This is a genomic window from Paracoccus sp. TD-10 (assembly GCF_048270675.1).
In the GTDB taxonomy this organism is placed as follows: Bacteria; Pseudomonadota; Alphaproteobacteria; order Rhodobacterales; family Rhodobacteraceae; genus Paracoccus; species Paracoccus pantotrophus.
In genome coordinates this window covers 240,001-261,880 of the sequence record NZ_CP182419.1, presented here as the reverse complement: position 1 = coordinate 261,880, position 21,880 = coordinate 240,001, and the positions used below count along the sequence as shown (strand labels likewise).

19 protein-coding genes, 1 tRNA gene, 2 rRNA genes and 1 pseudogene (1 of these 23 cut by a window edge) are annotated in these 21,880 nt (G+C 63.3%); 11 read left to right on the top strand and 12 right to left on the bottom strand.

Annotated features, from left to right (window positions below):
* Window positions 1-76 precede the first annotated feature (76 nt).
* Window positions 77-844, top strand: coding sequence for a FadR/GntR family transcriptional regulator (locus ACNKFW_RS12205; RefSeq protein WP_418025262.1), 768 nt, complete (start codon window positions 77-79; stop codon window positions 842-844).
* On the opposite strand, the gene ACNKFW_RS12200 is transcribed toward ACNKFW_RS12205, so the two are convergent.
* Window positions 804-1,634 carry a hypothetical protein gene (locus ACNKFW_RS12200; protein ID WP_418025260.1) on the bottom strand — a complete coding sequence of 277 codons (831 nt, stop codon included), beginning with the start codon at window positions 1,632-1,634 and terminating at the stop codon, window positions 804-806. The genes ACNKFW_RS12205 and ACNKFW_RS12200 overlap by 41 nt on opposite strands.
* A gap of 119 nt (window positions 1,635-1,753) precedes the next feature.
* Between ACNKFW_RS12200 and ACNKFW_RS12195 the strand changes: the two genes are divergently transcribed.
* Together ACNKFW_RS12195 and ACNKFW_RS12190 are read left to right on the top strand one after the other, a co-directional pair.
* The gene (locus ACNKFW_RS12195; protein WP_418025258.1) at window positions 1,754-2,572 is read left to right on the top strand and encodes an NAD-dependent epimerase/dehydratase family protein; all 819 of its coding nucleotides are present in this window, start codon (window positions 1,754-1,756) and stop codon (window positions 2,570-2,572) included.
* Window positions 2,569-3,657 (top strand): mandelate racemase/muconate lactonizing enzyme family protein, encoded by a 1,089-nt coding sequence (locus ACNKFW_RS12190; protein WP_418025256.1) that lies wholly within the window; start codon window positions 2,569-2,571, stop codon window positions 3,655-3,657. Before ACNKFW_RS12195 ends, ACNKFW_RS12190 begins: the two co-directional genes overlap by 4 nt.
* On the opposite strand, the gene ACNKFW_RS12185 is transcribed toward ACNKFW_RS12190, so the two are convergent.
* The 6 genes from ACNKFW_RS12185 to ACNKFW_RS12160 all read right to left on the bottom strand — a co-directional run bounded on the left by ACNKFW_RS12185 (window position 3,654) and on the right by ACNKFW_RS12160 (window position 9,029).
* Window positions 3,654-5,222, bottom strand: coding sequence for an IclR family transcriptional regulator domain-containing protein (locus tag ACNKFW_RS12185; RefSeq protein WP_418025254.1), 1,569 nt, complete (start codon window positions 5,220-5,222; stop codon window positions 3,654-3,656). The two genes, ACNKFW_RS12190 and ACNKFW_RS12185, sit on opposite strands and share 4 nt — an antisense overlap.
* A gap of 58 nt (window positions 5,223-5,280) precedes the next feature.
* Window positions 5,281-6,045, bottom strand: a complete 765-nt coding sequence (yjfP, locus tag ACNKFW_RS12180; protein WP_418025252.1) for an esterase — start codon at window positions 6,043-6,045, stop codon at window positions 5,281-5,283.
* Window positions 6,046-6,139: 94 nt separating this feature from the next.
* Complete coding sequence (locus ACNKFW_RS12175) at window positions 6,140-6,940, bottom strand: transporter substrate-binding domain-containing protein (RefSeq protein WP_418025250.1); 801 nt, start codon at window positions 6,938-6,940, stop codon at window positions 6,140-6,142.
* A 33-nt stretch (window positions 6,941-6,973) separates the two neighbouring features.
* Window positions 6,974-7,702, bottom strand: a complete 729-nt coding sequence (locus tag ACNKFW_RS12170; protein WP_418025248.1) for an amino acid ABC transporter ATP-binding protein — start codon at window positions 7,700-7,702, stop codon at window positions 6,974-6,976.
* Complete coding sequence (locus ACNKFW_RS12165) at window positions 7,686-8,333, bottom strand: amino acid ABC transporter permease (RefSeq protein ID WP_418025246.1); 648 nt, start codon at window positions 8,331-8,333, stop codon at window positions 7,686-7,688. Before ACNKFW_RS12165 ends, ACNKFW_RS12170 begins: the two co-directional genes overlap by 17 nt.
* 12 nt (window positions 8,334-8,345) lie before the next feature.
* Window positions 8,346-9,029, bottom strand: coding sequence for an amino acid ABC transporter permease (locus ACNKFW_RS12160; RefSeq protein WP_418025244.1), 684 nt, complete (start codon window positions 9,027-9,029; stop codon window positions 8,346-8,348).
* A 328-nt stretch (window positions 9,030-9,357) separates the two neighbouring features.
* Between ACNKFW_RS12160 and ACNKFW_RS12155 the strand changes: the two genes are divergently transcribed.
* Genes ACNKFW_RS12155 through ACNKFW_RS12135 form a run of 5 tightly spaced genes read left to right on the top strand, consistent with a single transcriptional unit; the run spans window position 9,358 to window position 13,304 of the window.
* Window positions 9,358-10,095 (top strand): ribonuclease activity regulator RraA, encoded by a 738-nt coding sequence (locus ACNKFW_RS12155; protein WP_418025242.1) that lies wholly within the window; start codon window positions 9,358-9,360, stop codon window positions 10,093-10,095.
* 41 nt (window positions 10,096-10,136) lie between these two features.
* A complete protein-coding gene (locus tag ACNKFW_RS12150; protein ID WP_418025518.1) occupies window positions 10,137-10,550 on the top strand; it encodes a nuclear transport factor 2 family protein in 414 nt (137 codons plus the stop codon).
* Entirely contained in the window at window positions 10,550-10,849 is a 300-nt protein-coding gene (locus ACNKFW_RS12145) for a YciI family protein (protein ID WP_418025240.1), read from the top strand. Before ACNKFW_RS12150 ends, ACNKFW_RS12145 begins: the two co-directional genes overlap by 1 nt.
* A 10-nt stretch (window positions 10,850-10,859) precedes the next feature.
* Entirely contained in the window at window positions 10,860-12,380 is a 1,521-nt protein-coding gene (locus ACNKFW_RS12140) for an aldehyde dehydrogenase (NADP(+)) (RefSeq protein WP_418025238.1), read from the top strand.
* A 3-nt stretch (window positions 12,381-12,383) separates the two neighbouring features.
* On the top strand, window positions 12,384-13,304 hold the full coding sequence (locus ACNKFW_RS12135) for a hypothetical protein (RefSeq protein ID WP_418025236.1): 921 nt from the start codon (window positions 12,384-12,386) through the stop codon (window positions 13,302-13,304).
* A 57-nt stretch (window positions 13,305-13,361) separates the two neighbouring features.
* Here ACNKFW_RS12135 and tnpC read toward each other — a convergent pair whose 3' ends face one another.
* The gene (gene tnpC, locus ACNKFW_RS12130; protein ID WP_418025234.1) at window positions 13,362-14,891 is read right to left on the bottom strand and encodes an IS66 family transposase; all 1,530 of its coding nucleotides are present in this window, start codon (window positions 14,889-14,891) and stop codon (window positions 13,362-13,364) included.
* Between the two features lie 38 nt (window positions 14,892-14,929).
* Window positions 14,930-15,223: pseudogene (tnpB, locus tag ACNKFW_RS12125) on the bottom strand (IS66 family insertion sequence element accessory protein TnpB); the annotation flags it as partial.
* 613 nt (window positions 15,224-15,836) lie between these two features.
* On the opposite strand from tnpB, the gene ACNKFW_RS12120 reads away from it, so the two are divergent.
* The 3 genes from ACNKFW_RS12120 (at window position 15,837) to ACNKFW_RS12110 (ending at window position 18,999) form a co-directional block, all read left to right on the top strand.
* A protein-coding gene (locus tag ACNKFW_RS12120; protein WP_085999836.1) for an IS5 family transposase occupies window positions 15,837-16,618 on the top strand; the annotation gives its coding sequence in 2 pieces (ribosomal slippage) (window positions 15,837-16,179 and window positions 16,179-16,618; 783 coding nt in all).
* A gap of 440 nt (window positions 16,619-17,058) precedes the next feature.
* On the top strand, window positions 17,059-17,247 hold the full coding sequence (locus tag ACNKFW_RS12115; RefSeq protein ID WP_085502928.1) for a hypothetical protein: 189 nt from the start codon (window positions 17,059-17,061) through the stop codon (window positions 17,245-17,247).
* Between the two features lie 15 nt (window positions 17,248-17,262).
* On the top strand, window positions 17,263-18,999 hold the full coding sequence (locus tag ACNKFW_RS12110; RefSeq protein WP_418025516.1) for a recombinase family protein: 1,737 nt from the start codon (window positions 17,263-17,265) through the stop codon (window positions 18,997-18,999).
* Here ACNKFW_RS12110 and ACNKFW_RS12105 read toward each other — a convergent pair.
* The 3 genes from ACNKFW_RS12105 to ACNKFW_RS12095 form a co-directional block, all read right to left on the bottom strand.
* Window positions 18,956-19,032 (bottom strand) — tRNA-Met (locus ACNKFW_RS12105). The genes ACNKFW_RS12110 and ACNKFW_RS12105 overlap by 44 nt on opposite strands.
* A 59-nt stretch (window positions 19,033-19,091) precedes the next feature.
* Window positions 19,092-19,206: ribosomal RNA gene (rrf, locus tag ACNKFW_RS12100) — 5S ribosomal RNA — on the bottom strand.
* Between the two features lie 99 nt (window positions 19,207-19,305).
* Window positions 19,306-21,880, bottom strand: a 23S ribosomal RNA gene (locus ACNKFW_RS12095) (it continues 262 nt past the right edge of the window).

Below are 21,880 nucleotides of genomic sequence, written 5' to 3'. Positions count from 1 at the left end.
AGTCAACAATCAAGTATAATTTTATGACGAATTGGTATGACTTGATAGAGTCCGCAAAGCTGGGCTAGGTTGGGTCATGACGGCAGAACAAACACAGAGCGACGAGGCCCCGCCTCCGACCTTCGGGCGCCATCGCAGCTTGGGCGAAAGCCTGTATCAAACCCTTGCCGAACAGATCGCCTCGGGCAGTCTGCCGCCGGGCAGCCTGCTGCCGAAAGAGGCTGAAATGGCGGCACAATACGGGGTCTCTCGCACGGTCCTGCGCGAGGCGCTGGTCCGTCTGCGCTATGAAGGGCAGATCGAAAGCAAGCGCGGTACCGGCAATCGCGTGGTCGGCCCGGCAATTGCGCGGGCCGAGCCGATCTTCGCTCCCGCCCCGCCCCATTCCATTGCCGACCTGCAGGCCTGCTTCGAATTCCGCCTTGGGGTCGAGCCGAACATCGCCGCCCTGGCCGCACAACGCGCCGACAGATATGATCTGAACCGAATCGAGGCGGCCGCTGCGGCCTTAGAACAGGTCATCCGCTCGGGCGAGTTGGGCGCGCGGCAGGACATCGCCTTTCACACGGCGATCACCCAGGCTGCGCGCAATACCTATTACGTCAGGACGATCTCGGCCATCGCGGTCCCGGTCGAGATCGGCATGAAGGTCGCAGCGACACTGGCCCCCACTGATCCCAAGGCACGGCTGCAGACCACGCTGGACGAACACCGCGCCATCCTGCAGGCGATCCACGACCACGATTCCGAAGCCGCGCGCGCCGCCATGCGCCACCATATCGAAAGCTCGATGGCACGGGTGTTCACCGGCACGACACCTGAAGCGGACGAAACGCCAGGCTGATCCGGGCCTGCACAAGATCACCCGGCGCCAGATCGGCCAGATTGTCCGCAGCCCGCGCCGGGTACAGATTCATGCTGTTGGCCAGATGGCTGACCGGCTCCACGCAGCTATAAGCGTGCTCAGGATCGTGGATCACCAGATGCCGCAGCCCGGTGGCCCGCATTGTTACACACAGCCCGGACGACAGAGCCAGATCCACGCAGGACCAATCCGACAGGTAGCGCGTATCCGCGCCCGTTGCCGCCGCCGGATGCCAATCGCCGCTTGGCAGGAAATCCGCGCCCATCGCCCATTCCCGCGCCGCGTCGCTGGCGATCTTGCGGCATTTGGCGAAGAAAGGATGCCAACCCAACCCCGCAGGCATCGTTTCGTCGGCCCGGTTGCGGATGGACAGCAGCAATTCCAGGCCGTTGGGGCGCAATTGAAAACGTTGGGACGCGGCAAAAGCCCAGGGCCAGGCACCGTCGCCCGCGTCCTCGCAAACCAGTTCAGCCGCCGCATCGCCCGCATCGACCATGTGCCAAGGCAGCTGATGGGCATGGCCGTGAACCGCATTGGGCTCTTGCGGGCGGACAGGCAGCCGGACATCGCGCCCCCGATAGGAAAACCGCCCCAGCGGGATGCGGTTGTGAAAGGGAAACAGCGGATAGGCGCCGCCCCTGGGCCAGTTCCGGCCATCGAAGGCGCCATCCGCGCCCTGCATCGGAGAAAGAATCGGCTGGCCGCGCCAGGTCAGCGACAGGACCCGCCCACCCCATGAGGGCCGCAGGACCAGGGCCAGATCCTGCAAGTTCAGCGTGATATCCCCTACCATATGGTTTCTCCGGTCATGTTTCGCAATTTTTGTCTTACATTGTGGAAATAATTTACGCTATACAACGGCCATGTTCCACATAGGAGGACAAGCCTGTGCGAAGACTTCTGGTCACCGGGGGCGCCGGGATATTGGGCCGCGCCCTGGCCGAACGCGGCATCGCGGGCTGGCGCCTGCGCAGCCTCGCGCGCAGCCATCCCGCCGATTACCCCGCCGATGCCGAGACCGTCGAGGGCGATCTTTGCGATCCGCAGGCGGTGCGCCGCGCAGTCGCCGGCTGCGATGCGGTGCTGCACCTGGCCTGCCGCTATGCCGACGATATCGGCTTTGCCGAAACCCTCGCCGTCAATTATCACGCCACGCTGGACCTGATGGAAGCCGCGGTCGAAGCGGGCATTCGTAACGTCGTCTTTGCCAGTTCGAACCATGTGCAGGGCTTCCATCCCCGCAGCGCCGCGCCGCTGTCCGAGACGGCCCAGCTCCGCCCGGACGGCTGGTATGGCGTCTCGAAGATCTGGGGCGAGGCGGTGATGGCGCTTTATGCCGACACGCGCGGCATGACAACGACCAGCCTGCGCATCGGCTCGTCCTGCGCGCAGGTGATGGACGAACGGCAGTTCCACATGTGGCTGGGCTTCGACGATTTCGCCCAGCTTGTGCAACTGTCGATCGAGCGGCAGGGGCCGGGCCATGCGGTGCTGAACGCGGTCGGCGATTGCGAGGGCGCCTTCTTCGACAACAGCCGCGCCAAGGCGATGGGCTATGCGCCGCGCCAGAACCCGCGCGACCACCTGTCGGACCCCTCGATCCCCGGCGCCGCGCCGCAAGGCGGCATCTTCGGCCGCAGCCTGGGCGGCGCCTTCGCGCGGGCGAATTTCAAGGCCGATCTGGATCAATGGGAGAATACGCCATGAAAATCGCCGATATTCAGGTCATCCGGCTAGACATTCCCTTCGAGGACGGCGGCACCGGCCTTGGCATGACGCCATCAAGCTGGAACCAATGCGACATGGTGCTGGTGAAGATCACCACCGACAGCGGCATCGTCGGCTGGGGCGAGGCGTTCTCCTATTTCTGCGCACGGCCCGTCATGGCGATGCTGGAGGATACCGTCATCCCGATGCTAATCGGGCAGGATGCCGGCGATCCGCAGGCGATCTCGCAAATGCTGCAAAGGCGGCTTTGCCTGTTCGGGCGCTATGGCATCACTATCTTCGCGCTGTCGGGCATCGACATCGCGCTGTGGGACATCAAGGCCAAGGCGGCGGGCGTGCCGCTGGCGCAACTGATCGGTGGCGCGCGCCGCGACAGCGTGGCGGCCTATGCCTCGCTGGTGCGCTATGGCGACGGCGCGGTGGCGGCGGCCTTCACCGCCAAGGCGCGGGCCGAGGGTTACGATTTCATCAAACTGCACGAGGTCACCCGCGAAGCCATAGGGCCGTGCTTTGACAGGCTGGACGGCGCGCGGATCATGATCGACGTGAACTGCAACTGGTCGGAAGCAGAGGCCCGCGACATGGCTGCATGGCTGCGCGAACGCGGCACATTCTGGCTGGAGGAGCCGACCTTCCCGCCCGAAGATCACGCCCAGATGGACCGTATCGCGCAGGGGCTGGCAATCTCAGGGGGCGAGAACCTCTGCACCTCGTGGCAGTTCGAGGGCATGATCCGCTCGGGCGACGTGCGCTATCCGCAGCCATCGGTGACCAAGGTGGGCGGGATCTCGGAAATGATTCGCATCGCAGCGCTTGCGGCGGAAAACCCGCCGGCGCAGCTGATGCCGCATTCGCCCTATTTCGGGCCGGGCTATCTGGCGACGCTGCAAGTCTGCGCCACCCTGCCCGACGCGCCTCTGTTCGAATTCCTCTATGTCGAGCCCGACGCCTGGCTTTACCGCGACATGCCCTTGCCGCAGGCGGGCCGCGTCGCCATTCCGCAGGGACCGGGACTGGGGCTTGAGCCGGCCCCCGAGATCATCGCCCGCTACCGCCGCGACTAGGCTTCGCCGGTCAGTTCCACATGCAGAAGCGCGCCGGCCATCGGCGCGACTTCCAGCATGCTTTGCGACAGCGACATGCGGTCGGAGCCGGCGTGAAGTTCCTGCGGGTTGCGCCCGCGCGCAAGACCCTGCGCGCCCGGCACCGGCGTCGGCACATGATAGGCCCGTCCCGCCGCATCGACATGGCACAGCGACCAGTTCAGCCGATGCGCCAGCCAGAAGCCGTCCTGTCCGTCCGACAGGACTCCGCTTAGCTGGCCCTGCACCGGCAGGTCCAGAGCCCGCGATCTGCCGTCCAGATCCAGCGCCAGGACCTGCGTTCCGTTCTCGGCGACGGCATGGATGGCGGTGCCGTCGAAATCGAAGCCGGGCGCGTCCAGAAGTCCCTCGGCCAAGGTCGCGACCTCGCCCGAGACCGGATCGAAGCGCGCAAGCCGCCCTTGGCCCAGCAACAGGAAGCCATCGGGCAACGCCGCCAGCGCCGAAACCGGCGGCATCGCCTCAAGCCAGGGCACGACCTCGCCCGTGGCCGCACTCAGCCGCCACAGCCCGTCGTCCGCAGCGATGGCCAGATCGCCCCCGGCCATGATGCAGGCGGCATCCAGCCGTCCGAATTGCGCCAGCGCGCGCTGATCGGTCCCGCCTTGCAGCATCAGGTTGCCTGCCGGGCCGTCATGCCAGACCAGCCCGCCCAGGTCATCCGACCAGCCGCAGGCGCGAGGCGAAAAGCCGCGGATATCCGCCACGCCGACCCGCGCCCGTCCGGTCACCACGGTTTCCGCCGCAGGCTTGCGCGGCGGGGCAAGCTGGGCGGTAATGTGCCGCGTCGCCGCTTGCAGGGCCGAGGCCAGTTCCAGCCTGCGCGCCTCGGCCATACGATGGCTGGGCGCGGTGATCGAAATCGCCGCAAGGATCGCGCCGGAGGGATCGAAGACCGGCACCGCCACGCAGGTCACGCCCTCGATGATCTCGTTGTCGTCCACCGCGAAGCCGCGGGTCCGGATCAGCTCCAGATCGGCATCCAGCGCTGCCATTTCGGTCAGGGTGTGTGCGGTATAGGCCTTCAGGCGCAGTTGCGACAGCAGGCGCAGGCGCTCGGGTGCGGGGATGAAGGCGGTCAACGCCTTGCCGAGGCTGGTGGCGTGCAACGGCTTGCGTTCACCCAGCGGCGAATCGAACGGCTGCGCCAGCCGTCCCTGCCAGCGCGAAATGGTGATATGGGCCGTTCCCGACAGGATAGCGAGGTTGACGTTTTCGCCATGCAGATCGGCGATCGCCTTCAGGGGACCGGCGGAAACGGCGATCAGGTCCGAGGAGGAATTGATCGACCCCGCCATGCGGGTGAATTTCGGGCCCAGCACATAGGATTGGTCGCGCCGGTCGATGTCGATCATCCCCCGCGCGGTCAGCGCCGACAGGATGCGGTAAAGCGTCGACTTAGAATGCCCGGTGCGCTCGGATATGTCCTTGAACTTCAGCCGGTTGTCGCTGTCCGAAATCAGCTCGACGATGTCGAGCGCCTTGGTCAGGAGAGCGGTGCCCCGGACGGGACTGGCATCGTTCATAGCTGCGGCCTTGGCTGGATGGACGGAAATTGCATCACGAATAATAGGTGGCCCCGCGTCATGTGTCGAGGAATTGGCCGCGCTGCAAGGCCCGGGCCAGAAAGTCCATGCCGTTGCGGGCGGCGGCATCGGTTACGCGGTGGCCGCCATCGGGATCGACCTCGACTCGCAGATCAGCCGCACCGCGCGCCGTCAGGTCAGCGGCCAGGCGCAGGCAATCGGCCGCCGGCACCACGTCGTCGCGCGCGCCATGCCACAGGTAAAGCGGCTTGGCCGACAGCGTATCCAGCCGGTCCGAAGGATCGTAATCCGCAATGCGCGACAGCTTCGCATCATGCTCCCCTGCCTGTTCAGGCCACCAGCGGCGCAGCGGCGGAAAGATCGTGCGCGCCGCATCGCGGAAATAGGCGGTACCCATATAGGCCGCCGTGGCGGTTACAAAATCATGGCGCGCCGTCGCCGCCAGGGCGGCAAAGGCCCCCATCGAGGTTCCCGCCAGCGCTACGCCGCCGCCCCCGATACGCGGCAGCAACCCCTCGCGTAGCGTGGCCAGTTCATCCACGTAATCGCACAGGATGTCCCAGAAGTGCAGCGCCCGATCCGCCGGATCGGGAATGACTCGGGCACCATGGCCAGGCGCCTCGGGCAGGATCACCCGCATCCCGCGCCGCGCGCCCATCAGGCCGAAATAGGCGACCAGTTCCTTGGAGACGCCAAAGGAATGCAGCACGAAAAGCACCGGCAATTCCCGATCACGCGCGCCCGCAGGCACGGCTTCCAGAAAGGCGATGCCGCGATGGATATCCTCATGCAGTTCGATCATATCAGGGCTCCGTTCAGAAAGGGCCGCCACGCGCCGCGGCGGCCCCTACCGAGACAGGTTCACCAAGGCGAGGACGCCTTGGTGACAGAAAGGCTCAGTCCGTCTTGCCCAGCACGGCCTCGGTCACGAATTCCGGCATCGGCATCTCATGGGCTTCCTCGAACATGCGCTGCAACTCTCCACTCTTCATGTTCTCCAACAGCCACCCATCGATCAGCGCCTTCAGATCCTCGTCTCCCTTGCGCATCCCCACGCCATGCAGGCTGGTGCCGAGGATGATCTTCGGCTCGATGACCTTGGAGGGATCGCGCTTCATGATCGTGTAGTTCAGGCTGGTCGATTGTGCGACCAGCGGCACCTGCCCCGACAGGATCGAGGTCAGTGTCGTCGCCTCGTCCTCGAAGCGGACGATATTGGTGCCGGCGGGGGCGACCTTGGTCAGTTGGTCATCCATGATCGTGCCGCGCGCGACGGCGATACTCTTGCCGGTCAGATCCTCGGGCGTCTCGATGGCGACCTCGGGCGGGCCTGACACGGCGGTCTGCGTCCCGGCATAGGGGATCGAGAAATCGATGACCTCCTTGCGCTCGTCCGTGATCGACATTGCCGTCCAGACCACATCGACCTGCCCGGTCATCAACAGCGGAATGCGGTTCGCGCCATTGGTCTCGACCACCTTCAGGATCAGGCCGTTGTCGGCGGCGAACTTGGACGCCACCAACCATTCATAGCCGGCATAGTTCAGCCCGGCATCCTTGTAGGACCATGGCGGGACCGAGGGATCGAAGGCGATGGTCAGCGTCTTCGAGGACTGGACCTTGTCCAGCGTCCCGGCAAGGGCCAGCGCCGGCGCAAGGGCAACAAGCGCGGGCAGCAGGAATTTAAGCAGTTTCATTTGGTCCTTCTCCCTGTTTTTGGTGGCGCCGGCTCAGTAGCCATGCGCGATGAATTCGGCCAGTTCGGGCGTTCCGGGATTGCTCAGGATCTCGGGGCCGCCCATCTCGTGGACGATGCCGTCACGCATGTAGATTACCCGGTCCGCCACATCGCGGGCGAATTGCATCTCGTGCGTGACCAGGATCATGGTCATGCCCTCTTTCGCCAGCCCCTCAATGACGCGCAGCACCTCGCCGGTCAGCTTTGGGTCCAACGCCGAGGTCACCTCGTCGAACAGCATCAGCTTGGGCCGTAGGGCCAGCGAGCGGGCGATGGCAACGCGCTGCTGCTGACCGCCCGAAAGCTGCTCGGGATAGGCGTCCAGCTTGTCCGACAGCCCGACCTTGGCGATCACCGCGCGGGCGACCTCCTTCGCCTTGGCGGCGGGCATTTTCTGCACCAGGCGCGGCGCCATGGTCACGTTCTGCTCGACCGTCAGATGCGGAAACAGGTTGTAGCTTTGGAAGACGATACCCACGTCCTTGCGCAGCGCATGCAGGTCCACCTTTGGATCGTGCAGCGCATGGCCACAGACGAAAAGCTCGCCCCCGGTGACGGTTTCCAGCCGGTCCATGCAGCGCAGCGCGGTGGACTTGCCCGAGCCGGACTGACCAATGATCGCGACGACCTCGCCCTTCTCGACAGTAAAACTGACCCCTTTCAGCACCTGCACGGCGCCAAAGGATTTTTCCATGTTGCGCAGTTCAACGATTGGCGACATTGAGCTTTTTCTCCATCGAGCGGGCCTTGAGCGACAGCGGGTAGCAGATGAGGAAGTAGAATAGCCCCGCGAGGCCGAAATACAGGAAGGGCTGGAAGGTGGCGTTGTTGATCACCTTGGCGTTGTAGGTCAGCTCGGAATAGCCGACGACCAGCGACGAGACCGAGGTGTTCTTGACGATGATCACCATGAAGCCGACGGTGGGCGGGATGGCGATGCGCAGGGCCTGCGGCAGGATTACCCGCGTCATGCGCTGCCAGCGCGACAAGCCAAGGCATTCGGCGGCCTCCCACTGGGCGCGCGCGACCGAGATCAGCGCGCCATACCACATCTCGCCCAGATAGCTGCTGGCGAAGAAGGTCATCGCCATGGTCGCGGCGACCAATGGCGGCACGGCGGAGTAACCGGCAAGGATCGGCCCGAAATAGCACAGGCCCATCAGCACCAGAAGCGGCACCCCCTGCACGATCTGGGTATAGAGTTGCGCAGATACGCGCAGCGGCTTCAGCGGCGAGACGCGTGCCAACGCCAACGCAAAGCCTGCAAGACCGCCGAAGATGAAGGTCAGCGTGCTGAGAATGACCGTCCCCAGAAGGCCATACAGCAACGAGATCAGAAAGACCGTGTTCATGTTCCTGCCTTCCTACAGAGGGGTGCCAAGCTTGCGCCGTCGGGGGAAAAGGATCAGCCCAAGCGCCCAGAAGGTCAGCCGCATGATCATCGTCAGCCCCAGATAGATGACGCCAAGAACAATGAAGACCTCGAAATTGCGATAGGTCGCGGATTGCACCCGGTTCGAGGTACCGAACAGTTCCTCGACCCCCACGGCGGAAAGCACCGAAGAGCCCAGCATCAGCAGTACGTAGAGCGAGGCAAGCGAGGGATAGACCCGTTCCATCGCAGGCCGCAGCACGACATGCATGAAGATCTGGCGCTGCGTCAGGCCCAGGCAGCCCGCGGCCTCGACCTGGCCCGCCTTGATGCTTTCGATGCCCGCGCGCATCACCTCGGCGGTATAGGCGCCGACATTGACAACCAACGCCAGCACCGCGCCGACCATGATGGGCAGCCGCATCCCAGTCGAGGCGAGGCCGAAGATCAGGAAATAAGCCTGGATCAGCAGCGGCGTGTTGCGGATGACCTCGACATAGGCGCCGGCGATGCGTTGCAGCCAGACCGGCCCGCTGGTGCGCGCGACCGCGCACAAGGTGCCGACGACGAAGCCCGCGATGGTCGCCCAGAAGGTCAGGACCAGCGTGACCCAGGCCCCGTGGGCCAGCAGCGGCCAGTGCGAGAGCACGGCCTGAAAGTTGAACTGATAGGGCAATGCTTCTCCCTCCCCAGCATTCGCGGAAACAGGCGCCCGGCCGATTCGCCCGGCCACCCCCTCCGAATGCGCCGTGATGTGCAGCCTATGCCGGCTGCGGTTCTTCTTGTAAAGCGGAAAATCCACATAGTAGGAACTATTGAATTCACGCCGAACAGATTTGTCGACAGACGCACGCGTTGAATCCCTTGTTTCTTATGAATTTTCCAAAATTTCCCGAAGATTTGACAAGAATGGCGCCGAATCGTCCGATGCCACATTGTCAAACGCGCCACCTCAATTTATCTTGTTTCTCACATTGTGGCACGGAACCGTTGAGGGAGAAATCATGGACGGATTGGTCGAGGTCAGCGAAGAAACGCTGAGCAAGCTTCGGAAATGTGGCCAGGGCACGCTGACGACGCAACTTTTCAGGCGCGGCTACCGGCAGCAGTTCCTTGTGGGCGTCACGCCGCTGAACAGGAAGGCCGGCTCTTTCGCGGGCGAAGCCTTCACCCTGCGCTTCATCCCCTCGCGCGAGGACAAGGATTGGGATCTGGGTGACCTTAAGAAGCGCGGCGACGACAACGTGCAATGGGAAGCCGTCGAGACGATCCAGGCCGGGCAGGTGCTGGTCATCGACAGCCGCAATGACCCGCGCGCAGCCTCGGCGGGCAACATGCTGATGACCCGGATGATGCGCAAGGGGGTCGCCGCCGCGATCACCGACGGCGCCTTTCGCGACGGGACCGAGATCTCGGAAATGCCCTTCCCGGCCTATTGCCGCGCCAATACCGCCTCGACCCGGCCCGCCTATCACCGCGCCATCGCCATGCAGGAACCCATCGGCTGCGCCGAAGTGGCGGTCTATCCGGGCGACATTATCGTGGGCGACGCCGACGGCGTGACCGTGATCCCGCGCCAGATCGCAAAGGAAGTCGCCGATGCCAGCTATGAGCAGGAACTGCGCGAGAAATTCCTGTTTACCAAGATCGACGCCGGGGCTCCGCTGTTCGGCACCTATCCCGCCGGCCCCGAGACGCTGGCCGAATACGAAGCCTGGCTGAAGGAAGGGAACACGCTGTGAGCGCCGCGAAAGCCGAGGCGCTGATCCGCCATTACTTCGACATGTGCAACAAGGCCGACCGCCAAGGCCTGATCGACTGCTTCACCCCCGATGGCGTGCATTACTTCCCCCCCGGTCTGCCAGGCGCGCCCTGGCGCGGGGCCGAGGCAATCGCCGACGGCTGGATCTGGTGCGTGCAGAACATGGGCTCGAAATGGACCATCGAGCGCGTGCTGGCATCCGCCGACGGGCGCGAGGCCGTGATCGAATGGACCCATTGGAAGACCGGCGTCGGCGAGGCGCTGCGCGGCGACGAATGGTATGTCTTCAACGACGACGTGACCCGCATCGCCGAGATCCGCGCCTATTACGCCAGCCCCGTGAACAAGGCCGAACCGGTGAACAGGCTGCACGATTTCGACTACGAGGGTCGTGGCTATCACATGGCCCCGCCCGTGGTGGAGGGCCGCGGCTGATGGATTTCGCACTGATTTGCCGCGACGCGCCGGGGGTGCTGGAAAAGCGCCTTGCCGCGCGCACTGAGCACATGGCCGGGCTGAAGGTCGAGAAGGCTGCCGGCACCATCATCGACGGCGGCGCGATCCTGGACGCCGAGGGCAACATGACCGGCTCGGTCGTGCTGTGCCGCTTTCCCGACCGCGCCGCGCTGGACGCCTATCTGGCGCGCGAGGTCTACGCCCGCGAGGGCGTCTGGGGCGAGATCGAAATCATCGAAATGCGCTTCGTCGATTGGGCGAAGCTGATGGCGGATTGAGGAGAGCAGGATGACCTTCACCCCCCACGGCAAGCATCTGCTCGCGGGCGAATGGATCGCTAGCGAGCAACGCTTCACCAGCGAACCCGCCCACGGTCCGGCGCATGAATTCGGCATCGGCACCCCCGATCTGGTCGCCCGCGCCTGCGAGGCTGCCGAGGACGCCTTCTGGACCTACGGCTATACGTCGCGCGAAACCCGCGCCGCCTTCCTCGACGCCATCGCCGACGAGATGGAGGCCCGCGCCGAAGCCATCACCGAAATCGGCGCGCAAGAAACCGGCCTGCCCGAGGCGCGGTTGCAGGGCGAGCGCGGCCGCACCACCGGCCAGCTGCGGCTGTTCGCCGACCATATCCGCAAGGGCGACTACCTCGACCGCCGCCACGATCCCGCCCAGCCCGACCGCCAGCCCGCACCGCGTCCCGACATCCGCATGGTGCAGCGCCCCATCGGCCCGGTCGCCGTCTTCGGCGCCTCGAATTTCCCGCTGGCCTTCTCGACGGCGGGCGGTGATACCGCCGCCGCGCTGGCCGCCGGCTGCCCGGTCGTCGTCAAGGGCCATTCCGCCCATCCCGGCACCGGCGAGATCGTCGCCGAGGCGATCCATGCCGCCATCGCCGCCTGCGACATCCATCCCGGTACCTTCAGCCTGATCCAGGGCGGCGACCGCCAGGTGGGCGCGGCGCTGGTCACCCATCCGCTGATCAAGGCCGTGGGCTTCACCGGCAGCCTTGCCGGGGGCCGGGCGCTCTTCGACCTCTGCGCCGCGCGGCCCGAGCCGATCCCGTTCTTCGGCGAGCTGGGCTCGGTCAATCCGATGTTCATCCTGCCCGAGGCCGCCCGCACTCGCGGCACGGAAATCGGCAAGGGCTGGGCCGCATCGCTGACCATGGGCGCCGGCCAGTTCTGCACCAATCCCGGCATCGCGGTGATCGGCACCGGCGAGGCCGGCGACGCCTTCGTCAAGGCGGCAGCAGACGCGCTGGCACAGGTCGGCCCGCAACTCATGCTGACCGACGGCATCGCGCGCGCCTATCGCGACGGGCAGCAGCAGTTCGAGACTCGCAATGCCGTGAAACCGCTTGTTTCGACGCAAAGCGAAGGCCGCGAGGCACGCCCGAACCTTTATGAGACCGACGCCGCCAGCTATCTGCAGGACCACGCATTGGGTGAGGAGGTCTTCGGCCCGCTGGGTCTGGTGATCCGGGTTTCCGGCGCGGACGAAATGGCGCGGCTCGCCCGTGGCCTCAACGGCCAGTTGACCGCGACCCTCCACATGGACGATGCCGACCTGGCCGAAGCGCAATCCCTGCTGCCCGTGCTGGAGCGCAAGGCCGGCCGCGTGCTGGTCAACGGCTTTCCGACCGGGGTCGAGGTCTGCGACGCCATGGTCCATGGCGGCCCCTACCCCGCCAGCACCAATTTCGGCGCCACCTCGGTCGGCACGCTGTCGATCCGCCGTTTCCTGCGCCCCGTCAGCTACCAGAACTTCCCGGTGGAGCTGGTGCCCGGCGATCTGGCCGAGGGCTGAACGATGCCCTTGCCCGCCAGCCGCCGCGCCTTTTGCGCGCATCACTATCGCGACGATCCCGACCTGGTCGAGCGGGGCGGCAGCCGCACATGGATCACCCGCGGCGTGAACCTGGTGATCGCCGTCACCGAGGCGCAGCCGGGTGCGGTGCTGGCGCGGCAGGGACAGCCCGACGAATACATGGCCCTGCTGCCCGCCGGAACCGAGGTTGACCTCACAGCCGGCGGGCAGAACATCTCCTGCGCGGCTGAAAGCCTTGCAATCATGCCGCCCGGCCCTTCGGGCGTCCATCTGCCCAAGGGCGGGCGCATCACCCGCATCTTCACCTCGCGCGCGACGGATCTGGCGACGCTGGCGGTGAACGCGGGGGATTATACCAGCCAACCCGATAGCGACGTGGCTCCGCTTTGCGACTGGCCTGCACCGCCCGACGGGTTCCGCATCCGGGTCTATGATCTTGCTCGCTACCTGGCGATCGATGGCCCACGCATCCAGCCAAGGGTATTTCGCTGCACCAATCTGATGGTGAACGTCTTCGCACCCTGGCACGACCGGCGCGATCCCGCCTCGCTCAGCCCACATTGGCATGAGGATTTCGAACAGGTGTCGCTGGGGCTACAGGGACATTTCATCCACCATATCCGCTACCCTTGGGGCAGCGATTCCACCCGCTGGCAAGCGGACGAGCATATCGCCTGCGCCAGCCCCTCGGTCGCGATCATTCCTCCCCCCGCCATCCATACGACGCAGGATGTGGGCGAGGGCACCACGCGCTTGGTCGACATCTTCGCCCCGCCGCGCGCCGACTTCGCCCTGCGCCCCGGTTTCGTCCTGAACGAGACGGATTATCCCCTGCCCGATGGGCCCGAGGCCACCGTTAACAAGTCCGGAGGCACGATGTCACCATGGCAGACAAGCAGATAACCCTGTCAAAGCTCGGGGCGGCTGATGGTATCCGTCCGGCGTGACCGCGTTTGACGTTCAACTTGGCTGCCAGTTCCAGGGAGCGAGTTCGTCGATGCGGTTGATCTTGTGATCGGCGATGTGGGTCAGCACCCAGGTCAGCCAGGCTTCGGGGGCGACCCCGTTCATGCGCGCGGTCTCGATGAGGGAATAGGCGATTGCGGCGGCCTTTCCGCCGCCTTCCGAGCCCATGAAGATATAATTCTTACGCCCGAGAGTCAGCGGCCTGATTGACCGCTCGCAGATATTGTTGTCCAGCTCGAACTGGCCGTTTTCGAGATAGGCCCGGGCCTTGGGCATGCGGCCGAGGGCGTAGCGAATGGCCTCGGCCAGTTTGGTTTTTCCCGAGATTTTCGGCGGTTGGCTCTTCAGCCAGGTTTCCAGCTCTTCGAAGATCGGCTTGGCCTTCGCCTGTCGCAGGGCGACACGCTCGTCGGGCGGCTTGTAGCGCGCGTCCTTTTCGACGGCATAGAGGCGGGCAATCCGTTCGATGGTTTCCCGGGCGATGGTGGATCCGCCCTGTTCGAAGACATCCACGAACTTGCGGCGGACATGCACCATGCAGGCCTGCTCGCGGGCCAAGCCCTCGCCGAACAGCCCGTTGAAGCCGGTGAACCCGTCGGCATGCACGATGCCCATGTAGCCCTTGAGGTGGGCGGCGGGATGCTTGCCCTTGCGATCCACGCTGAACTGATACCAGGCGCAGGGCGGCGCCTGGCCGCACCATGGTCGTTCATCGCGGACATAGCTCCACATCCGCGCGGTCTGGGTCCTGCCGGTCTTGCCTCCGATCTGCATCTTGACCGGGGTGTCGTCGGCAAAGAGCGTAGGACCGGCGCGGGCCAGCTTGCCGATATGGTCGGCCAGAGGTTCCAGGAGTGCCGTCGATCGCCCGACCCAATCGGTCAGCGTCGAGCGGTGCAGATCGACCTTCTCGCGCGCGTAGATCCCGGACTGTCGGTGCAATGGAAGATGATCGCAATATTTTCCGACCAGCACATGCACCAGCAAGCCGGGGCCAGCGCGCCCGCGGGTGATGGGACGGCTCGGTAACGGAGCCTGGGTGAAGGCCTCGCAACCGGAGCAGGCCATCCTGGGACGGATGATTTCGCGGACCACGAACCGCCCCGGGATGTAGTCCAGTTCCTGCGTCACCTCCTCGCCAAGGGTCCGCAAAGTCCCGCCGCAATTGGAACACGTCTCGCCCGGAGACAGGATCTCGGGGCGTCGCTCCAGGTGGTCGGGCAGCGGGGCACGGCTGTGCTTGCATTTTTCGGGGGTGTCGTCATCGACCTGATCGTCGCCGCGACCGGTTTCCTCCTGCATGGCCGCAGCGACCGCTGCGATCTCGCGGTCCTCCGACAGGTCGAATGCCAGTTGATCGAGACTTTCGGATTTCGACCCGAACCGTGCCTTGCGATGACCCGCAAGCTGATGCTCCAGCTTCTCGATCTTCAGGGCCTGGGACCTGGCTAGATCGCGCAGCTGCTCCGCAACCGCACGCAATTCGTCGGGATCGGATGGCAGGGTTCGAGGCGTCTCCAGCATGGCTGGATTTATACCGCCCCGCCCCGCGCAAGGGAAGCTTATGGTGCTGGATTATCTCCCAAATCTCCGGTCGTGAGAGGCCGCCATGTCTTTTGCGGCATGCGCCAGTCAGTGCCTTCCAGAAGCATTGCCAGCATTGACGGGCTGAGGCTGACCTTGCCGTCCTTCGCAGCAGGCCAGACAAAGCGTCCACGTTCCAGGCGTTTCGAGAACAGGCAGGCGCCCTGCGCATCCCACCAGATGATTTTCAAAAGATCGCCCCGGCGCCCGCGGAACACGAACAGGTGGCCCGAATACGGGTCTTCCTCCAGCGTCTTCTCGGCCTGGGCTGCTGGTTCTCACTCGGTTCGGCACTCGGTTGCGTACAACTTCGGCACCCGGTTGCATGACATTCGGCGCCAGTAGCTCCAGAAGTGCCGGTCTCAGAGCCAGTGAAGGCGAGAAGCGCGGAGACCTCAACTATCGCAGCGGTTCTCGCCTTCGCTGTTACTGCCAGTGACGGAGACAAAAAGGGCGGAAAGCGGTCATTCGCTGCGCCGGTCGTGGAGGTCAGCTACCGGTCACTGGGTTAAGCTGATCGTGCCGGACAGTAAGCTTGCAGTTGCGTGACGAAGCAACACGGTGGATTGTGGCTGCAATGTCACCGCCCCGAACGACGTGCTTACGATCCATTGCAAGCAAATGATGCATGAATTGTAGATAGGGAAATAGCGCTAGTGCGATCCGAAGAACAGTACTTTCAAGAGTTGATGGAAGTTTGCCGAGCTCCTGGCTTTGCTCATGCGATCGCGATGTTCTGTTTCCGGGACAATTGGATCGGCTTCAAAGATCAGATGACCGGAAAGTTGCTTGCTGACAAGAAAACACCGGAGCGTCTAGGTCGTGTTGACAAAAGGGATTCCTCTGGCAGTCGTCCTATGATTCAAGCTCATCTCTACGTGGGAGATGAACTTGGCACGCAACCTGATATCCGACGATGAGTGGACCTTCTTCGAGGGCTTCATTCGTGCCGTCCGGCACCCTAACGGGCGGAAACCTGCGGACCATCGTCTTGTTCTGAATGGTATATTCTGGATCGCAAGGACTGGTGCGCCATGGCGCGATCTGCCCGAAGAGTTTGGCAAGTGGTCCTCGGTCTACCGTCAGTTCCGCCGCTGGACTTTGGCGGGACTGTGGGAGGATATCCTGGATGCGCTGAACCACGCTGGGATCGCGCCAGACAAGCTCCAGATGGTTGATAGCACTGTGATCCGCGCCCATCATCATGCGGCGGGCGCAAAAGGGGGACTCCGAAAGAGGCTCTTGGCCGTTCGAGAGGTGGCTTCTCGACCAAGATCCATCTCCGCGTCAACGGCGCAGGCCTCCCGATGAGGACCGAGATCACGCCGGGGCAGGATTCCGACTACACCGGCTATGATATGGTGATGGCCGACAACCTGCCGCAACCAGCAGTTCTGGTCGCCGACAGGGGCTATGACTCTGATAAAATTCGGGAAGACATCGAGAGCCGCAACGCCCTGCCCATGATACCGATGCGAAGGAACCGAAGGGTGCGCAAGGCTGTCGACATGACCATCTACACCCTGCGCAACATGGTCGAGCGCTGCTTCAACAAGCTGAAAAATAGCCGCCGCCTTGCAACCCGCTACGACAAAACCGCCGAAAGCTTCCTTGGCTTCGTCGACGTCGCCTGCATCAGGCTCTGGCTCCGCCATTTGTCAACATGACCTAGCGCCATTTGAATCGCAGGCAGCTCTGTCTGACCGTCCGCGAAGAGCTCATGTCTCGCGGCGGACTTTGGGTTTGCCTAGGTGGGCGCAACTGTCCGGTCCTGCATTTTTCAGCCGCCGCGATGCTGCATCACCTTCAGGCAGCTTTCCGCCCTCTACGACGGCCCCACCCTCCCGAAGCGTTCCGTCTTTGAGCTGCGGAACCCCGCCGATCCCCTTCCCTACCGCGAGAACCCCCGCGACTTTTCTGTATTTTTACGCCAAGCTGCGACAGCGTCGCCGCGCAGTGCCCCCTGCAGCAGGCGCGGCAGCGCCGGTTTACGCTGTGCTGCGCCGAGGTCCGATGCGATGCGCCCGAACTCGCCTGTGATTTCGTCCCGCCCTGCGCCACGCTTGGCTTGGCGCGGGTCCTGCCGCGCGGGAAGCGAAAGGGGGCGATGGCACGGCGGAGGCAGACAGTTGCGGAACGGCTGCGGGTGGTCCCTGAACCCACCCGGGAATCCGCTGCTCCCCTGCCCTCGCCCGATCCCCGGCTCGTCGCTCTGGCCCGCCTGCTGGCCCGGCGGGCGGCACGGGATTTCGTCGAGGCCGAGGAGCGCGAGGGGCGCAACCAACATCCCGACTGACCAGGAGGCCCGCGCATGAGAGTTGCCATCTACGCCCGCTATTCCTCGGACCTGCAGCGCGAGGCGTCGATCGCCGACCAGTTCCGGATGTGCCGGCTGCGGGCCGAGAAGGAAGGCTGGCAGGTGGTCGAGGAATATTCCGACCATTCCATCTCCGGCTCCAGCATGATCCAGCGCCCCGGCCTCCAGGCGCTGATCATGGATTCCGCACGCGGCCGCTTCGACATGGTGCTGGCCGAAGCCCTGGACCGCGTCAGCCGCGATCAGGAGGACATCGCCGGCATCTACAAGCGCATGCGCTATGCCGACGTGAAGATGTTTACGCTGTCGGAGGGCGAGATCAGCGAGCTGCATGTCGGGCTGAAGGGCACGATGAACGCGCTGTTCATCAAGGACCTGGCCGACAAGACCCGCCGGGGCCTGCGCGGCCGGGTCGAGGACGGCAAGTCCGGCGGCGGCAATTCCTACGGCTACGATGTGGTCAAGAAGTTCGACAGCAATGGCGAGCCGATTCGCGGCGACCGGACGATCAACGAAGCACAGGCCGCCGTGATCCGCCGCATCTTCGCCGATTACAATGCCGGGCTCTCGTCACGCACCATCGCCATGGCGCTGAACCGCGAGGGCGTACCCGGACCCATGGGCCGGGAATGGGGACCGTCGACCATCCACGGCAACCGCGAGCGCGGCACCGGGATCCTCAACAACGAGCTTTATGTCGGCCGCCTCGTCTGGAACCGGCTGCGCTACGTCAAGGATCCGGACACCGGTCGCCGGGTGTCGCGGCTGAACCCGGAAAGCGAATGGGTGACACAGGACGTGCCCGACCTGCGCATCGTCGACCAAAGCCTCTGGGATGCGGTCAAAGCCCGGCAAGGCGAACTGGCCTTCTCCACCCGCAGCCGACCGGAAGGCAATCCGCTGAACGACCGGCGGCGCCCGAAGCATCTCTTCGCCGGCCTGGTCAAATGCGGCTGCTGCGGTGGCGGCTACTCGATGATTTCCAAGGATCTGCTCGGCTGCTCGACGGCGCGGAACAAGGGCACCTGCGGCAACCGCGTCAACATCCGCCGCGACGCGCTCGAGGCCTCGATCCTGAACGGGCTCAAAAAACACCTGATGGAGCCGGACCTGTTTCGGGAGTTTTGCGCCGAGTTCACCAAGGAAGTGAATCGGTTGCGCATGGAGCGCGGCGCCGACCTGGAGGTCGCACGGCGGGAACTGGATCGCACGATCCGGGAGCTCGACAAGGCCATCGATGCCATCCTGCAGGGCGTCCCGCCACTGACGCTCAAGGACAAGATCGCGCAACTGGAGGCCCGCAAGGCCGAGTTGACGGAGAAGCTGGCCAATGCCGACGAACCGCCGCCCCTGCTGCATCCGAACATGGCGGCGCTCTATGCCCAACGCATCGCCGAACTGTCGGAGAACCTGCAGCACGAGGACAGCCGCCCCCGGGCGGCGGAGATCCTGCGCTCGCTGGTCGATCAGGTGACGCTGATGCCGGAGGGTGGCGAACTGGCCATCGTGCTGCGCGGCGATCTCGGCGCGATCCTGCGCTTCGCGGCGGGAAAGAAGGATCCGGATTTCCTGTCGGAGACCGAGGCGCTGGACAATCTTCTGGGTCGGATGGCGGTATCGCGGAAGCCCGGGCGTACAAACGCAAAAACCCCCGCAGCCGAGGCTTTGGAGGTTTCGCAATTATCGTTGGTTGCGGGGGTAGGATTTGAACCTACGACCTTCAGGTTATGAGCCTGACGAGCTACCGGGCTGCTCTACCCCGCGCCATTTGCATCGCGGTTTTGCGGTGCTTCTCGTTCTGAGAGATGCTCGCTTCTTTTCAGGTCTGGCGGTGACCTACTCTCCCACGTCTTTTGACGCAGTACCATTGGCGCGACGGCACTTAACGGCCGAGTTCGGGATGGGATCGGGTGTTTTGCTCGTGCTTTGGCCACCAGACCGGAAAAGGAGCGAGATCGGCGTTTTCCGGTTCTTTTGGGAACCTGGAAAGACATTGTCCAAGGATGCTTTTGGAAGAAGGTCTGTCTTCTTCCGGATCAAATCAAGCCTATCGAGCGATTAGTACCGGTCAACTGAACGCATTGCTGCGCTTACATCTCCGGCCTATCGACGTGGTGGTCTTCCACGGCTCTCAAGGGATACCTTGTTTTGAGGGGGGCTTCACGCTTAGATGCCTTCAGCGTTTATCCTGTCCGTTCATAGCTACCCAGCACTACCGTTGGCACGATAACTGGTCCACCAGTGGAACGTTCACCCCGGTCCTCTCGTACTAGGGGCAACTCCTCTCAAGTATCCTACACCCACGGCAGATAGGGACCGAACTGTCTCACGACGTTCTAAACCCAGCTCACGTACCTCTTTAAATGGCGAACAGCCATACCCTTGGGACCTGCTCCAGCCCCAGGATGAGATGAGCCGACATCGAGGTGCCAAACGATGCCGTCGATATGGACTCTTGGGCATCATCAGCCTGTTATCCCCAGCGTACCTTTTATCCGTTGAGCGATGGCCCTTCCACTCGGGACCACCGGATCACTATGGCCGACTTTCGTCTCTGCTCGACTTGTCAGTCTTGCAGTCAGGCTGGCTTCTGCCATTGCACTCGACGAGCGATTTCCGACCGCTCTGAGCCAACCTTCGCGCGCCTCCGTTACTCTTTGGGAGGCGACCGCCCCAGTCAAACTACCCACCACGCAGGGTCCCGGACCCGGATAACGGGCCGCGGTTAGACATCAAGAGTGCGAAGGGTGGTATCTCAAGGATGGCTCCACGGGAACTGGCGTCCCCGCTTCGATGCCTACCACCTATCCTGCACATCGCAATCCTGATGCCAGTGCGAAGCTATAGTAAAGGTGCATGGGGTCTTTCCGTCTAACCGCGGGAAGTCTGCATCTTCACAGACAATTCAATTTCGCTGAGTCCACATTTGAGACAGCGGGGAAGTCGTTACGCCATTCGTGCAGGTCGGAACTTACCCGACAAGGAATTTCGCTACCTTAGGACCGTTATAGTTACGGCCGCCGTTTACCGGGGCTTCAATTCAAGGCTTGCACCTCTCCTTTTAACCTTCCGGCACCGGGCAGGCGTCAGACCCTATACGTCGCCTTACGGCTTCGCAGAGCCCTGTGTTTTTAGTAAACAGTCGCCACCCCCTGGTTTGTGCCCCCCGCCGACAGTTGCCTGCCAACGGGGCCTCCTTCTCGCGAACTTACGGAGGTATTTTGCCGAGTTCCTTAAATGTGGTTCTCTCAAGCGCCTTGGTATTCTCTACCAGTCCACCTGTGTCGGTTTAGGGTACGGTCTTGTGGAGGGCTATTTCCAGGAACCGCTCAGCAGCCCCTCCAATCCGATAAGGAGGAACTACACCTGCGATCCGTCACCATCTCCTGGCCCAGGAATATTAACCTGGTTCCCATCGACTACGCCTTTCGGCCTCGCCTTAGGGGCCGGCTTACCCTGCTCAGATTAGCTTTAAGCAGGAACCCTTGGACTTTCGGCGACAGGGTCTCTCACCCTGTTTGTCGCTACTCATGTCAACATTCTCGCTTCCGATCACTCCACCGGATGCCTTACGGCCCGGCTTCACAGTAAACGCCTGTCCGACCAAGGCTTTCCCAAGGGAAAGCTGAAGTCGGATGGCGTTATATCACGGAACGCTCCGCTACCGCGTGCATAAATGCACACCCAAAGCTTCGGCTCGTGGCTTGAGCCCCGTTACATCTTCGCCGCAAGACCTCTTGACTAGACCAGTGAGCTGTTACGCTATCTTTAAAGGATGGCTGCTTCTAAGCCAACCTCCTGGTTGTTTTGGAAGTCTCACATGCTTTCCCACTTAGCCACGAATTGGGGGCCTTAGCTGTTGGTCAGGGTTGTTTCCCTCTCCACGACGGACGTTAGCACCCGCCGTGTGTCTGCCAGATAGTTCTTCCCGGTATTCGGAGTTTGCTTAGACTCAGTAAGGCTGTGGGCCCCCATCATCCATGCAGTGCTCTACCCCCGGGAGAATTCGTCTGACGCGCTACCTAAATAGCTTTCGCGGAGAACCAGCTATCTCCAGATTTGATTGGCCTTTCACCCCTAGGCACAAGTCATCCCGACCTTTTTCAACAGGTGTGGGTTCGGCCCTCCAGTTGGTGTTACCCAACCTTCAGCCTGCTCATGCCTAGATCATCTGGTTTCGGGTCTGATCCATCTAACTCATGCGCCCTTTTAAGACTCGCTTTCGCTGCGCCTACACCTAACGGCTTAAGCTTGCTAGATAGACCAAGTCGTTGACCCATTATACAAAAGGTACGCCGTCAGGGCGCAAGGCCCCTCCGACTGCTTGTAGGCGTCCGGTTTCAGAAACTGTTTCACTCCCCTCGTCGGGGTGCTTTTCACCTTTCCCTCACGGTACTGGTTCGCTATCGGTCAGCAAGGAGTACTTAGCCTTCGAGGGTGGTCCCCCGATCTTCAGACAGGATTTCACGTGTCCCGCCCTACTTAATGCGTCCGATCAAACTTCCCATACGGGGCTGTCACCCGCTATGGCTGGCCTTTCCAGGCCATTCTGGTCATTCTCACGGCTCGGCTGGTCCCCGTTCGCTCGCCACTACTGGGGGAGTATCTGTTG